This window comes from Micromonospora sp. WMMD964 (assembly GCF_029581455.1).
Lineage (GTDB): Bacteria > Actinomycetota > Actinomycetes > Mycobacteriales > Micromonosporaceae > Micromonospora.
Genome location: NZ_CP120860.1, coordinates 1,891,245 through 1,905,996 on the forward strand (window position 1 = coordinate 1,891,245; position 14,752 = coordinate 1,905,996).

12 protein-coding genes are annotated in these 14,752 nt (G+C 71.8%); 4 read left to right on the forward strand and 8 right to left on the reverse strand.

The window, feature by feature from the left end:
- Window positions 1–15: 15 nt before the first annotated feature.
- From O7616_RS08910 to deoC, 5 genes are all read right to left on the reverse strand, one after another.
- Window positions 16–921 carry a M56 family metallopeptidase gene (locus tag O7616_RS08910; protein WP_282306369.1) on the reverse strand — a complete coding sequence of 302 codons (906 nt, stop codon included), beginning with the start codon at window positions 919–921 and terminating at the stop codon, window positions 16–18.
- A 10-nt stretch (window positions 922–931) separates the two neighbouring features.
- A complete protein-coding gene (locus tag O7616_RS08915; RefSeq protein WP_282306370.1) occupies window positions 932–1,399 on the reverse strand; it encodes a BlaI/MecI/CopY family transcriptional regulator in 468 nt (155 codons plus the stop codon).
- Between the two features lie 262 nt (window positions 1,400–1,661).
- Complete coding sequence (locus O7616_RS08920; RefSeq protein ID WP_282306371.1) at window positions 1,662–2,486, reverse strand: aldehyde dehydrogenase family protein; 825 nt, start codon at window positions 2,484–2,486, stop codon at window positions 1,662–1,664.
- The gene (locus O7616_RS08925; RefSeq protein WP_282306372.1) at window positions 2,479–3,909 is read right to left on the reverse strand and encodes an aldehyde dehydrogenase family protein; all 1,431 of its coding nucleotides are present in this window, start codon (window positions 3,907–3,909) and stop codon (window positions 2,479–2,481) included. Before O7616_RS08925 ends, O7616_RS08920 begins: the two co-directional genes overlap by 8 nt.
- 6 nt (window positions 3,910–3,915) lie before the next feature.
- Window positions 3,916–4,944, reverse strand: coding sequence for a deoxyribose-phosphate aldolase (gene deoC / locus O7616_RS08930; protein ID WP_282306373.1), 1,029 nt, complete (start codon window positions 4,942–4,944; stop codon window positions 3,916–3,918).
- A 126-nt stretch (window positions 4,945–5,070) separates the two neighbouring features.
- On the opposite strand from deoC, the gene upp reads away from it, so the two are divergent.
- The gene (gene upp, locus O7616_RS08935) at window positions 5,071–5,703 is read left to right on the forward strand and encodes a uracil phosphoribosyltransferase (RefSeq protein ID WP_145786266.1); all 633 of its coding nucleotides are present in this window, start codon (window positions 5,071–5,073) and stop codon (window positions 5,701–5,703) included.
- 74 nt (window positions 5,704–5,777) lie between these two features.
- A complete protein-coding gene (locus O7616_RS08940) occupies window positions 5,778–6,455 on the forward strand; it encodes a GPP34 family phosphoprotein (RefSeq protein ID WP_282306374.1) in 678 nt (225 codons plus the stop codon).
- Window positions 6,456–6,474: 19 nt separating this feature from the next.
- Here O7616_RS08940 and O7616_RS08945 read toward each other — a convergent pair whose 3' ends face one another.
- Together O7616_RS08945 and O7616_RS08950 are read right to left on the reverse strand one after the other, a co-directional pair.
- Entirely contained in the window at window positions 6,475–8,142 is a 1,668-nt protein-coding gene (locus tag O7616_RS08945; protein ID WP_282306375.1) for a phospho-sugar mutase, read from the reverse strand.
- A gap of 48 nt (window positions 8,143–8,190) precedes the next feature.
- Window positions 8,191–10,236, reverse strand: coding sequence for a serine/threonine-protein kinase (locus O7616_RS08950; RefSeq protein WP_282306376.1), 2,046 nt, complete (start codon window positions 10,234–10,236; stop codon window positions 8,191–8,193).
- A gap of 206 nt (window positions 10,237–10,442) precedes the next feature.
- On the opposite strand from O7616_RS08950, the gene O7616_RS08955 reads away from it, so the two are divergent.
- Both O7616_RS08955 and O7616_RS08960 read left to right on the forward strand, forming a co-directional pair.
- Complete coding sequence (locus O7616_RS08955) at window positions 10,443–12,026, forward strand: methylmalonyl-CoA mutase family protein (protein WP_282306377.1); 1,584 nt, start codon at window positions 10,443–10,445, stop codon at window positions 12,024–12,026.
- Window positions 12,027–12,473: 447 nt separating this feature from the next.
- Entirely contained in the window at window positions 12,474–13,733 is a 1,260-nt protein-coding gene (locus tag O7616_RS08960) for an amidohydrolase (protein WP_282262634.1), read from the forward strand.
- On the opposite strand, the gene O7616_RS08965 is transcribed toward O7616_RS08960, so the two are convergent.
- Window positions 13,690–14,640 carry a DUF4349 domain-containing protein gene (locus tag O7616_RS08965; protein ID WP_282306378.1) on the reverse strand — a complete coding sequence of 317 codons (951 nt, stop codon included), beginning with the start codon at window positions 14,638–14,640 and terminating at the stop codon, window positions 13,690–13,692. The two genes, O7616_RS08960 and O7616_RS08965, sit on opposite strands and share 44 nt — an antisense overlap.
- Window positions 14,641–14,752: the final 112 nt, after the last annotated feature.

Here is a 14,752-nt window from a genome sequence, read left to right on the forward strand (position 1 = left end):
GTCGCCCAGGTCAGCTCAGGACAGGAACAGGGTGATCGGGAGGGCGACGAGCGTGCTGGCCACCGCGAGGGCGGTGGCGCCGAGCACCCGGGGCGGCCGGTCGCTGACCAGCAGACGCTGCACCCGTACGTCGAGGTCCCGGTCGCCCACGCCCAGCGCGCCGGCCGGGGTGATCCGGTGACCGGCTGCGGCGAACCGGCGCAGCGCTCCGGCCAGCGGCGCCTCCGCGTGCAACTCGCGCGCCTTGTCGTCGGCGCGCATCTCGACCAGCAGGGCGACCCGCTCGTGGGCGTCGCGGACCCAGCCGAACCAGGGCAACGCCCGGCACAGCGCGGTGAACGGCAACAGCACGAGATCGTGCCGTTCGTGGGCGTGCGCCCGCTCGTGGGTGAGCACCGCGGCCAACTCGGCGCGGTCCAGCATGCTCAACGTGCCGGCGCTGACCACCACCTGCGGCTTCACCCCGGGCAGGCAGTACGCGGCGGCGCTCGGATGATCCAGCACGAGCGCGCCGGGCGCGGCCGGATCGTCCCGGGCGACCAGCGAGAGCAGGTCCCGGTGCCGACGCTGGGCGCGTACGGTGCCGTGGATGCTGCGCACGGTCGTGGTGACCAGGACCGCGCCGATGCCGAAACCGACCCCGACACCAGCGAGATGGAAGGTGCTCAGCCCGACCGGCAGCGTGCCGTGGGCGAGGTGGTCGGCCAGGGCGAGCAGTGCGCTCCCGGTCGGCAGGCCGTACGCGCTCAGCCCGAGCGCCATGGGCAGGCCCATCGCCGAGAGCCCCAGCGCCAGCCCGACTGCCTGCCAGCAGATGATCGCCACCCGCGGGCTGCGCCACGTCCAGGTGGAGCGGGCCAACACCTGGGCCGTCAGATAGCAGGCCAGCATGGTTGCGGCGAAGTGCACGGCGTAGGCCACGGCGTGCGCCCTACCGCTCCGCTGCCTCGCCGGCGGACCGTCGGCCCGTCGGCCCGTCCAGACGGTCGGTCAGCTCGGAGCCGCCGTCGGCGTCGGCGGCACCCGGCCCGGTCAGACCGGCCTCGCTCCCCAACGCCGCCCGCAGCACCTCCGCCTCGGTGCCGGTCACCGATCGGGCGAACCGCACCAGCGCGGCGTCCCGGCTGCCGCCCAGGTCGAGGGCGTCGAGCATGAGCTGGGCGATGTGCGCCTCCCGGCTGGCCGCCGGCCGGTACCGCCAGGCCCGGCCCTCACGCTCCCGCTGCACCATGCCCTTGCCGGCGAGCCGGTCCAGCACGGTCATCACCGTCGTGTACGCCAACTCGCGGCCGTCGAGCGCGTCGGCCACCTCACGCACGGTCACACCATCCGACGTGCCGGGGACCACGTCCCACAACACGTCCATCACCGCACGCTCAAGATCGCCCAGCCGAGTCACGAGCCAATCCTACCCCCGGTAGTAGAACCCCAGCTCACCCCCGCCACCCCGGCCTCCGAACGCCCAAGATCCGCACAAGAACGGGGATGTTGCTGCCTCCTGCGCTCCGGAAGCAGCAACATCGCCGAAGTTGCGCAGATCTTGACCCATCCCGACGGACCCGGCCCACGTCAGGTTCTCCGGGGGAGCCCGCCCACGCAGGGATCAAGCCTGACCGCCCGGAGTGGGCGGGCTCCCCCGGAAAACCCAAAACCAAGACCGATCACACCCCCTTGGGGTGCCACACCGTCTTGGTCTCCAACAGCGTCGTCATCCGGGTCACGCCCGGGTCGGCGGTCCAGTCGTGGTCGGCCGGGGCGGGTCGAAGCACCCGCTTGAGGTTCTCGGCCGCCTTGACCTCCAACTCGGTGGCGAGCGAAGCGTCGGTCACCCCGGTCAGGTCGAGCGCGTTGACGTCCATGTGCGCCGCCAGCGTCGGTGCGGTCTCGGTGATCGCGCCGGTGAGGATGTTGACCACCCCGCCGGGCAGGTCGGAGGTGGCCAGCACCTCGGCCAGCGTCACCGCCGCCAGCGGCTCGGTCGGGGAGGCGGCCACCACCACCGTGTTGCCGGTGACGATCGCCGGGGCGATCACACTGACCAGGCCGAGCAGCGCCGGGCGCTCCGGGGCGACCACGGCGACCACGCCGGTCGGCTCGGGCGCGGAGATGTTGAAGTACGGGCCGGCGACCGGGTTCGCGCCGCCGTACACCTGGGCGAGCTTGTCGGCCCAGCCGGCGTACCAGACCCAGCGGTCCACCGCCGCGTCCACCTCGTCGCCCGGGATGCCCAGGGCGACGAACTGCTCCCGGCGGCCCTCCAGCATCTCGGCGGCGCGGTAGAGGATCTGACCCCTGTTGTACGCGGTCGCGCCGGCCCAGCCCTTCACGGCGGCGCGGGCGGCGACCACCGCGTCCCGGGCGTCCTTGCGGGAGGCCAGTGACACATTCGAGGACTGCACGAGATACGACCGTCCCGACTCGCTGCGCGGGAACTTCCCGCCGATGAAGAGCTTGTACGTCTTGCGTACGGCGACCCGCTCAGACATTGAGGTACCCCTCCAGCCCGTGCCGGCCGCCCTCGCGACCGTAGCCCGACTCCTTGTAGCCGCCGAACGGCGAGGTGGGGTCGAACTTGTTGAACGTGTTGGCCCAGACCACGCCGGCGCGCAGCCGGTCGGCCATCCACAGGATCCGTGAGCCCTTGTCGGTCCAGATGCCCGCCGACAGCCCGTACGGCGTGTTGTTGGCCTTCTCCACGGCCTCGGCCGGGGTGCGGAACGTGAGCACCGACAGCACCGGCCCGAAGATCTCCTCGCGGGCGATCCGGTGGGCCTGGGTGACGCCGGTGAAGATGGTGGGCGCGAACCAGAAGCCGCGGTCGGGCAGCTCGCACGGCGGTGACCAGCGCTCGGCGCCCTCGGCGGAGCCGGCGTCGGACAGCTCGCGGATCCGCTCCAACTGTGCGGCGGAGTTGATCGCGCCGACGTCGGTGTTCTTGTCCAGCGGGTCGCCGACGCGCAGTTGGGCCATCCGCCGCTTCAGCGACTCCAGCACGCGGTCGGCCACGTTCTCCTGGACCAGCAGGCGGGAGCCCGCGCAGCAGACGTGCCCCTGGTTGAAGAAGATGCCGTTGACGATGCCCTCGACGGCCTGGTCGATCGGCGCGTCGTCGAAGACGATGTTGGCCGCCTTGCCGCCCAGCTCCAGGGTGAGCTTCTTGCGGGTGCCGGCGACGGACCGGGCGATGGCGCGACCCACCTCGGTGGAGCCGGTGAAGGCGACCTTGTCCACGCCGGGGTGCTCGACCAGCGCCCGACCGGTCTCGCCGGCGCCGGTGACGATGTTGACCACGCCGGCCGGCAGGTCGGCCTGCTGGCAGATCTCGGCGAAGAGCAGCGCGGTCAGCGGGGTGGTCTCGGCGGGCTTCAACACCACCGTGTTGCCCGCGGCGAGCGCCGGGGCGATCTTCCAGGCCAGCATGAGCAGCGGGAAGTTCCACGGGATGACCTGCGCGGCCACGCCGATCGGTTGCGGGTTCGGCCCGAAGCCGGCGTGACCCAGCTTGTCGGCCCAGCCCGCGTAGTAGAAGAAGTGCGCGGCGACCAGCGGCAGGTCGACATCCCGGGACTCGCGGATCGGCTTGCCGTTGTCGAGCGATTCCAGGACGGCCAGCTCGCGGGAGCGCTCCTGGACGAGCCGGGCGATCCGGTACAGGTACTTCGCCCGGTCCCGGCCCGGCATCGGGCCCCACACCTTGTCGTACGCCTTCCGGGCGGCCCGGACCGCGCGCTCCACGTCCTGGGCGCCGGCCTCGGCGACCTCGGCCAGCACCTCCTCCGAGGCGGGGTTGATCGACTTGAAGCTGCCGCCGTCGCTCGGGTCGACGAACTTACCGTCGATGAACAGCCCGTACGAGGGTTTGAGGTCCACCACCGAGCGGGACTCGGGGGCGGGGGCGTATTCGAACATCGGCTATCAGTCCAGGGTGAAGTAGTCGGGACCGGAGTAGGTGCCGGTCGTCAGCTTGGTGCGCTGCATCAGCAGGTCGTTGAGCAGGCTGGACGCGCCGAAGCGGAACCAGTCCGGGTCGAGCCAGTCCGGGCCGACGGTCTCGTTGACCATCACCAGGTACTTGATCGCGTCCTTGGTGGTCTTGATGCCACCGGCGGGCTTCACGCCCACCTGCCGCCCGGTCGCCGCCCGGAAGTCGCGGACCGCCTCCAGCATCACCAGGGTCACCGGCAGGGTCGCCGCGACCGGGACCTTGCCGGTGGAGGTCTTGATGAAGTCGCCGCCGGCCAGCATCGCCAGCCAGGAGGCGCGCCGGACGTTGTCGTACGTGGCCAGTTCGCCGGTCTCCAGGATGACCTTGAGGTGGGCGTCCCCGCAGGCTTCCTTGGTGGCCACGATCTCGTCGTAGACCTCCTTGTACCGGCCGGCCAGGAACGCGCCCCGGTTGATCACCATGTCGATCTCGTCGGCGCCGGCCGCGACGGCGGCCCGGGTGTCGGCCAGCTTGATCTCCAACGGGGCCTGGCCCGACGGGAAGGCGGTCGCCACGCTGGCCAGGTGCACAATGCCAAGTCCGGCCGGACTGGCGCCGCCCGGATGTCCGGGTTCGCCGGATGGCTGCCCGGACCCGGCACCGGATCCGCGTAGCACCTCGGCGACGTACGGGACCATCGCCGGGTAGACGCAGACCGCCCCGACGTGTGGGCAGGACGGGTCGGCCGGGTCCGGGCGCAGCGCCTTCGCGGCCAGCGCGCGCACCTTGCCCGGGGTGTCCGCCCCCTCCAGCGTGGTCAGGTCGACCATCCGGATCGCCAGGTCGATCGCCTGGGCCTTGGCGGTGGTCTTGATGGATCGGGTGCCGAGCTGTGCCGCCCGCTGCTCCGCGCCGACCTGGTCCACCCCGGGCAGGCCGTGGAGGAAGGTCCGCAGAGCGGTCTCGGATCGTCCCAGCTCGGAGAGCTCCGACCGGGCCGACGTCGTTGTCGCCGTCATGCCCCGAAGTCTACGCACCGGGACGCGGAGTGATCTTGCTCACGATCGGTGTGTGGACGTGAGCGGCGTCGCTGGTCCGACCGCGCGCGCACCACCGCGCCCTACGGAACGGTAGGTTGAGCGATCGTGGACGTACACGTCATTGACCACCCGCTGGCCCAGTCCAGGTTGACCGCCATGCGGGACGCGCGCACCGATTCCTCGACGTTCCGGGCCGCGCTGCACGAACTGACCACCATGCTGGTGTACGAGGCGGCGCGCTCCTTCCCCGTCGAGCGGTACCCGGTGCAGACGCCGGTCACCGGCACCGAGGGCACCCGGCTGGCCAACCCGCCGCTGCTGGTGCCGGTGCTGCGGGCCGGTCTCGGCATGGCGGACGCCGCACTCGGCCTGCTGCCCGAGTCGTCGATGGGCTTCGTCGGCCTGGCCCGCGACGAGGAGACCTACGAGCCGCGCGCCTACATGGAGTCGCTGCCCCGCGACCTGGCCGGGCTGCCGGTGCTGGTGCTGGACCCGATGCTGGCCACCGGTGGCTCGCTGGAGCACTCCTGCCGCCTGCTGGCCGATCGCGGCTGCACCGACATCACGGTGCTCTGCGTGCTCGCCGCCCCGGTGGGCATCGAGCGGCTGGAACGCTCCGGTCTGCCGATCCGCCTGGTCACGGCCTCGATCGACGAGGGGCTCAACGACAGCATGTTCATCGTCCCCGGGCTCGGGGACGCCGGTGACCGTCAGTTCGGCGGCATGCCCCGGTTCTGAGGGCTCCACCCGGTCGATGCCGGGTCCGGCGGGTCCGCGCGCGGTGGTGCGCGGACCCGCTACCGTCTGCGGCCATGACTGGTGTTGCGCTCGCCGAGGAGTTGCTGCTCCTCGCCTACGACGACTCGACCGGCAAGGCGACCATGCCGCGGATCAGCCTGGACCTCGGCATGGCCGCCGCGGTGCTGGTCGAGCTGGCCATCGCCGGCCGGATCGCGTACGCCGACGGGTCGTTGACCGTGGTCGACCCGACGCCCACCGGTGAGCCGGTGGCCGACGAGGTGCTGGGCCGGATCGCGGCCGACACCCCGCACACCCCGGCGTCGTGGGTGCAACGCCTGCGGCACGGCCTACGCGAGAAGATCCTCAACGACCTGTGCGCCCAGGGTGTCGTCCGGGATGTCGACGAGACCGAACTGGGCTTCATCCACGTGCACCGTTATCCGGTGGTGGACGCCTCCGTCGAGGCGGAGACCCGTCAGCGGCTGACCGAGGCCCTGACCGGCGCGGCGGCACCGGACGAGCGGACCGCCGCGCTGGCCACCCTGGTCGTCGTGCTCCGGATGGAGACGGCGCTGGGCGTGAGTGGCGAGGAGGTGGCCACCGCTCGCCGACGGCTGGAGGAGATCGCCACCGGTGCGGGCTTCTCCGGTCAGGTGAGCACCGACGACTCGGTGGTCCGCCCGTCGGTGGGTCTGGTCGTCGCCGCCCTGGCCGGAGCGGTGGACGCGGCGCTCGGCAAGCGCGCCTGACCGTCGGCGGCCCGCCGGGTCAGATGCCGAGAGCGGCGGCGACCTCGGTGCGCAGCCGCGCGACCGCCGCGCCGGCCCGGCTCCGGGCGGCCGCGACATCGCCGTCGGACACCGGCTCCACCACCTCGAGGTACGCCTTGAGCTTCGGTTCGGTGCCGGAGGGGCGGATCACCACCCGGGCCGACCCGGTACGCAGGATCACCACGTCCGACTCGGGTAGCAGGTCCCGGACGCTGTCCACCGGCTGCCCGAGCAGGGCGGTCGGCGTGTGCGCGCGGATCCGGGCCATCGCGTCGGTGATCAGCCGCAGGTCGTCCACCCGGGCGGACAGTTGGTCGGTGTGGTGCACGCCGAACTCGGCGGCCAACTCGTCGAGCCGGTCGGTCAGGGTGCGACCCTGCGTCTTGAGGCCGGCGGCCAGCTCGGCCACGGTCAGCGCGGCCGTGATGCCGTCCTTGTCCCGCACGTGCCCCGGTGCGACGCAGTAGCCGAGCGCCTCCTCGTAGCCGAAGACCAGGGGCGCGTTCCCGCCACCGGCCCGCACGATCCACTTGAAGCCGGTCAGCGTCTCGTCGTAGGGCAGACCCCGGGCCGCGCACATCGCCCGCAGCAGTGACGACGACACGATGGTGGTCGCGTAGAGCCCGGTCACCCCTCGGCGCATCAGGTGGTCGGCGAGCAGTACCCCCACCTCGTCGCCGCGCAGCATCCGCCAGCCGTGCCGGTCTTCGCGGACCACCACCGCGCAGCGGTCGGCATCCGGGTCGTTGGCGATGGCGAGGTCGGCGCCGGTGGCATCGGCCAGGGCGATGAGCCGGTCCACCGCACCCGGCTCCTCCGGGTTGGGGAACGACACGGTGGGGAACGCCGGGTCCGGTTCGGCCTGGTCGGGGACGACGCCGGGCACCGGGAAACCGGCGCGGGCGAAGGCGGCGGTGAGCACCGCCGCGCCCACCCCGTGCAGCGGGGTGTACGCCACCGACAGGTCCCGTGGCCCGTCCGGGTCGATCACCGCGGTGGCCTGCTCGACGTACGACGCGACCAGGTCGTCCCCGAGCACCTGCCCGGGTTGGCCGAGCGGGACCTGGGTCAGCGGACCGACCGCTCGGATGGACGCCTCGATGCCGGCGTCGGCGGGCGGCACGATCTGTGCGCCGGCACCCGGTTCACCGCCCAGCTCTGCGCCGAGGTAGACCTTGTAGCCGTTGTCCTGGGGCGGGTTGTGGCTGGCCGTCACCATCACTCCGGCGACCGCGCCGAGGTGGCGCACCGCGTACGCCAGCACCGGGGTGGGGAGCGGGCGGGGCAGCAGCAGCGCCGGGCGGCCGGCCCCGGTGGCCACCTGGGCGGTGCGCTCGGCGAACTGCTTGGAGCCGTGCCGAGCGTCGTACCCGATCACCAGGGGACCGGTGCCGCCCTGGGCCGCGAGCCAGCCGACCAGGCCGGCAGCGGCCTGGGTGACCACGGCGAGGTTCATGCCGTTCGGGCCGGCCCGCAGCGGCCCACGGAGGCCCGCGGTGCCGAAGGTCAGCGGGCCGGCGAACCGGTCGGCCAGTTCCGGGGCGCTCGCCGGCAGCCCGTCGAGCACCGCCGTCAGCTCGTCCCGGCTGGCCGGGTCGGGGTCCTCGGCCAACCAGCGCCGGGCTTGCTCGCGAATGTCGTCGATGTCAGTGGTGTCCGCCGCCATGCCCCTTGATAGCACGGCGGCGGATCACCGCTGCGGGTTCCCTCCGGCTCAGCCGTCGCCGGTGAGCTGGAACGTCCGCACCATCTCGTCGAAGATCGGCTTGCTCTCCGCGAACTTGGCGTCGGTGGCGGTGAGGTAGAACGAGTACGCCTTTCCGCCCTCCGCCACACCACGCCACACGCCGTGCCGCATGGTGTCGCCCTCGCCGCAGGTGTACTCGAATTCGGCGGCCGCCTTGCTGGCCAACTCGGTCTCGGTGGCGCTGACCTGCTGGTACGGCTTGACGCAGGAGGTCGACTTGGACTTCAGGCCGTTTTCGGCCGTCTCCGCCCACCGGGCCGAACTGCTGGACCACTTCTCGGTGATGATGCGCACCTTGCGGCCGCTGTCCTCCGGGTCGATGTAGTCGGTGTAGGAACCGCCGGTGGCCTTCTTCCAGCCCTTCGGCACCATGACCTGGATGCCCCGGGCGGCGTGTTCCTGCATCTCGACCGCAGGAGCCGCCGGAGCGGACGGGGTCGGTTGCGCCGCCGGGGTGTTCGGCGGGGCGTCGTCGCCACCGCTGAGCGCCACCGCCGTGATCAGCAGCACGACGACCAGGCCACCGGCCGCGGCGAGCTGAACCTTGCGCGGCCAGCCCTTGACCCGGTCGACGAGCTGACCACCGGTGGCGCGGACCTTGCCCAGAGCGCCACCGTTCGAAGCGGCGGGGGTGGTGGCCCAGGGCTGGCCGGTGCCGGGCACCGACCACTGGTTGCCGCCGCCGTAGGTGCCGCCCACGCGCTGGGTGGCCTCCGGTGCGCCGCCGAAGCCGACCTGCTGGGTGGCGTCGGCCGGCGTGCCGTAGGTGACCCGCTGGGTGGCGTCCGGGTGCGCGCCGGCGTCCACCCGCTGGGTGGCGTCCGCGCTACCGCCGTAGGAGCGCGCGGGTGCGGGCATCGCCCCGGTGGGAGTGTGCAGTGGGCCGGCCAACGCGTCCGCGCTGGTCTCGTCGAGCCCGGTGGCGCCGGACGGGGCGGCGGGCGGCTGGCGTTTGCCCCGGTTGAGTGCCGCCAGCCGGTCGGTCAACGACTCGCCGGGGGCCAGCATGGCGGGCCCACCGATCTGGCTGTCCGGCTTCGGCTCCGCCGGAGGTGGGGGCAGGACGGGCACCGGGCGCTGCTGCACCGGCACCACGGCGTACGGGTCGGTGACCGAGTGCACCGCGGTCGCGGTGCTGCCCAACGGGCCGGCGAGCAACTCGCGCAGCATGGCCCGGGAGGTGTGCACGTCCAGACGGCGGGCCGGGTCCTTCTCCAGCAGGCCCATCAGCACGCGGGTCAGTGGACCGCTGCGCTGTGGCGGCGCGGGCGGGTCCTCGACGACGGCGTGCATGGTCTCGATCGGGTCGCCCTTGTCGAACGGCGGCCGCCCCTCGACCGCGGTGTAGAGCGTCACACCCAGCGAGAAGAGATCGCTCGGCGGGCCGAAATCCTGGCCCATGGCGCGCTCGGGGGAGATGAAGTGCGGTGAGCCGAGCACCATGCCGGGGGTGGTGAGCTGCACGTCGGTGGGCATCCGGGCGACGCCGAAGTCGGTGAGCACGCAGCGTCCGTCGGTGCAGATGAGCACGTTGGCGGGCTTCACGTCCCGGTGCAGCACGCCGATCGCGTGCGCGACCTCCAACGCGCCGAGCAGGGCGATGCCGATCTTGGCGACGGCCCGGGGCGCGACGGGACCGTCCTCGATCACCATGTCGGCGAGGCTGCGGGCGTCCAGCAGCTCCATCACGATCCACGGCCGACCGGCCTCGGTGACCACGTCGTACACCTGGACCACAGCGGGGTGCTGGATGGCGGCGGCCGCGCGGGCCTCGCGCAGGGTGCGTTCGTACATGGCGTCACGGTCGCTGGGGGCCAGCCCCGGAGGTAGGACGACCTCCTTGACCGCCACGTCACGGCGCAGCAGGGTGTCTGTGGCGCGCCACACCGTGCCCATGCCGCCGTTGCCCACCGAGGACCGCAGCGAGTACCGGCCACCGATGGTGGTGCCGGGCGCCGCTCGTCCGTTGGCGGGACTGACTGGTCCGCCGCTCCACGTCGGGATCTGAGTCACAGAAAAGCCACCGGGGGAAATCGAGGGGGGCTGGGACACAACCCCCCTATCTTGCTGGTTCCGACGCCCGATGCGAAAGCCGACGCGACGGACGTTTATCGAAGTCGACAGAACGTGCCCTGTCGTTCACCTCGTGTCGACCGCTCGGGACGCACTGTGCGCTATCCCTCACCCGACGGCGTGGCCAGGCGTCCTACCATCCGGGGATGAGTGAACGGCGGTCAAGCGAGTCCGGTTTCCCGATCAACGGCGTCTACACGGCTGCCGACCTTCCGGAGGACCTGGATTCCCGGCTGGGCGGCCCCGGCGAGTTCCCGTACACCCGGGGGGTCTACCCCACGATGTACACCTCCCGTCCGTGGACCATGCGCCAGTATGCCGGTTTCGGCACCGCCACCGAGTCCAACGCGCGGTACCACCAACTGTTGCGGGCGGGCACGATGGGTCTCTCGGTCGCCTTCGACCTGCCGACCCAGATGGGGTACGACTCCGACGAGCCGATCGCGCACGGCGAGGTCGGCAAGGTGGGTGTCGCCATCGACTCCATCGAGGACATGCGGCTGCTCTTCGCCGACATCCCGCTGGACAAGGTCTCCACCTCGATGACCATCAACGCGCCCGGCTCGGTGCTGCTGCTGCTCTACCAGCTCGTCGCCGAGGAGAACGGGGTGCCGGGCTCGGCGCTCAACGGCACGATCCAGAACGACATCCTCAAGGAGTACATCGCCCGCGGGACGTACATCTTCCCGCCGAAGCCGTCGCTGCGCCTGGTGGCCGACACGTTCGCGTACTGCCGCAAGGAGGTGCCGAAGTGGAACACCATCTCCATCTCCGGCTACCACATGGCCGAGGCCGGCGCGACGCCCGCGCAGGAGATCGCGTTCACCCTGGCCAACGGCGTGGAGTACGTGCGGGCGGCGCTGGCCGCCGGGCTCGCGGTGGACGACTTCGCCCCCCGGCTGTCGTTCTTCTTCGTGGCCCGCACCACGCTGCTGGAGGAGGTGGCGAAGTTCCGCGCCGCCCGGAAGATCTGGGCCCGACTGATGCGTGACGACTTCGGCGCCAAGGACCCGAAGTCGATGATGCTCCGGTTCCACACCCAGACCGCCGGTGTGCAGCTCACCGCGCAGCAGCCCGAGGTGAACCTGGTCCGGGTGGCGGTGCAGGGGTTGGGCGCGGTGCTCGGCGGCACCCAGTCGCTGCACACCAACAGCTTCGACGAGGCGATCGCGCTGCCGACCGAGAAGGCGGCCCGGCTCGCGCTGCGCACCCAGCAGGTGCTGGCGTACGAGACGGACCTGACCGCCACCGTCGACCCGTTCGCCGGCTCCTACGTGGTGGAGGCGATGACCGCCGAGATCGAGGCCGCCGCCGTCGAGTTGATGGAGCGGGTCGCCGACCACGGTTCCGCCGTGGACGCGATCGAGGCCGGGTTCCAGAAGCGGGAGATCGAGCAGTCCGCGTACCGGATCGCCCAGGAGATCGACTCGGGCGAGCGGGTGGTGGTCGGGCTCAACCGGTTCACCGTGGACGAGGAGGAGCCGTACGAGCCGCTGCGGGTCGACCCGACGATCGAGGCGGCCCAGGCGGAACGGCTGGCGCGGCTGCGCGCCGAGCGGGACGCCGACGCGGTGGCGCGGGCGCTGGCCGATCTGCGGGCGGCGGCCGACGGCACCGACAACGTGCTGTACCCGATGAAGGCGGCACTGAAGGCCCGCGCCACGGTGGGTGAGGTCTGTGGCACCTTGCGCGAGGCGTGGGGGCTGTACCGCCCGACCGATCGCTTCTGATCATCGCCGACCGCTGAGCGCGGTGTGTCCATCGCGCTCAGCGGGTACCCCCTCGGTCGAGTGCGAACGCACACCGTGTGCGCCCGTGGTGGGTGCCTGCGTGTGAGCGTCCTTATCCGGCTCGTTGCGGAGTGTGGTCGGCTAATTGTCGGAGTGTCAGTTCACCACCCCGACTAATGCGACAATTTGCAACAGGGGTCCCCTGAGTGTCGCCGGATTCGTGACCGCCACGACTGGTTACGCGTTGTAGGAGGTGAGGGGCGGATGGCGGCGTTCGAGCACGATCTACCTGCTGTCCCGCACATCTCCGAGCGTCCTCAGCAGGGCATACGTGACGCTACGCGCGCCGATCATTACCGTAACGAGGTTGCGCAGCGTCACCGCCGGAGGTCTAGGCTGTCTGCTGTCCCCGATGATCCATCCATTCCTAGTGATCGAGAATTCGACGTGACGAGTGCGTTGACGCTGCCCACGGATGGCCAGCTTGCGTCGTCCTGGCTGGAGACGCCGCCCGGGTCCCAGCCCCTGCCCCGCGACCTGGACCACCTCCTCGCGCTCCGGGTACCGGGGCTGATCGCTACGCGCCGTCACCTCCACTCGCATCCCGAGCTGTCCGGCAACGAGTTCGAGACGGCCGCGCTGATCGCCAGGGAGCTGTCGCTGGCGGGGCTGACCCCGCGCCTGCTGCCCAAGGGCAACGGTGTGATCTGCGACGTCAACGGCAGGCCGGACGGCCCGGTCGTCGCGCTGCGCGCCGACATCGACGCCCTGCCCCTCGACGACCCGAAGGACGTGTCCTACCGGTCGACCGTGGAGGGCGTCTGCCACGCCTGCGGCCACGACGTGCACACCTCGATCCTGCTCGGCGTCGGCATGCTGCTGGCCCAGCTCGCCGACCTCGGCGAGCTGGACGGGCGGGTCCGGCTCATCTTCCAGCCGGCCGAGGAGATCCTGCCCTGCGGCTCGCTGGAGGTCATCGAGGCCGGTGGCCTGGACGACGTGGTGCAGATCTTCGCGTTGCACTGCGACCCGAACCTGCCGGTGGGACAGGTCGGCCTGCGGGTGGGCCCGATCACCGCCGCCGCCGACAACGTCACCGTCCGGCTCTCCGGTCCGGGCGGCCACACCGCCCGGCCGCACCTGACCGTCGACCTGGTCGACGCGCTCGGCCGGTTGATCACCGAGGTGCCCGCGCTGGTCAGCCGCCGGGTGCCGGCCAACAGCGGGCTGCTGCTGGTCTTCGGCCACGCCTCGGCCGGCACCCGGTACAACGTCATCCCGTCCGAGGCGAGTGCCTCCGGCACCCTGCGGGTGATGGACCGCGACACCTGGGAGCAGGCTCCCAAGATCGTCGCTCAGGTGGTCCGGGACGTGATCGCCCCGACCGGCGCGACTGTCGACCTGGAATACCTGCGTGGCCGACCGCCGGTGTGCAACGACTCCCGGGCCATCCAGGTGCTGACCGCCGCCACCGCCGCCGCGCTCGGCCCGGAGGGGATCGCCGAGACCCCGCAGAGCATGGGTGGCGAGGACTTCTCCTGGTATCTGGAGTACGTCCCCGGCGCCCTCGCCCGGCTCGGCGTGGGTCGCTCCGGGCCCAACGTCGACCTGCACCGCGCCAGCTTCGACGTGGACGAGCGGGCCATACCGGCCGGCGTACGCGTCATGGTGCAGACCGCGCTGCGGGCACTGGCGGCGGCGCGCTGACCGGTGCGGCCGGGCCGGCTGTCTTCTTCCGCCGACGCAGCACCAGCAGCAGCACCGCCACCGGCACGCCGAACGCCACCAGCCAGGGCAGCAGCGCCCCCAGCACGGTGAGCAGGACGGTCAACGAGGCGACGAAGGCCTTCCAGCCGCCCTTGAGCCCGACCAGGAAACCGGTCTCGGCCTTCTCCTCGGCGGCCTTCTTCGCCGCCGGCCCGGCCAGTGACACGGTGATCGTGGAGAGGGCGGTCAGGTCGGCCAGTCGCCGCTTCTTCGCCTCCAACGATGCCAGGTCGGCCTCCCGGCGACCCAACTCGTTCTCCAACGTCACCAGGTCGGTGATCGAGCTGGCCCGGGAGAGCAGACGGCGGGCGCTGTCCACCCGGGCCCGCTGACTCGTGATCCGGGCGTCCAGGTCGACGGTCTCCTCGGTGACGTCCTGGGTGTCGATCTCCCGGCTCTGCTGCTGGCCGAGCTTCGAGATCTCCTCCACCACCTCGGTGAACTTCGGTGCCGGCACCCGCAACTGCAACTCCGCCACCGCGTCCTGGTCGGCACTGCGGCGCTGGTCACCGCCGACGAAGCCACCGGCCCGGGTGGCCACGGCGACGACCTCACGGGCCTTCGCGTCGACATCGTCCACCTGCACGCGCATCGTTCCGGTGTAGATGATCGCCCGTTGGTCGACCCGCAGGTCCGGTGCGCCGGCACCCGCCGCCTGCTGCTCACCACCCTTGGTGGCGTCCCGAGCCGCCTCGCCGCCGTTGGCCGCCGCCGGTGCCTCGGCCGCCGAACCCGCGGTGTCCTCCGCCCCGCTGTCGCCGGCGCTGCACCCCGTCAGCACCAGCGCGGCCACCAGTGCCGCTACCGCCAGCGGTGTCCCGCGCCGTCGTACCGCCCGTTCATCCATCCCCGCTCCCATCGTCGTCGTCCGGTGTGGCGATAGCTCGGACGCGGCGCACGCACCGGCTGGTTCCGGCAGACTGCGCTGAGGACGTCACGATTCGATAATCGAGGAGTCA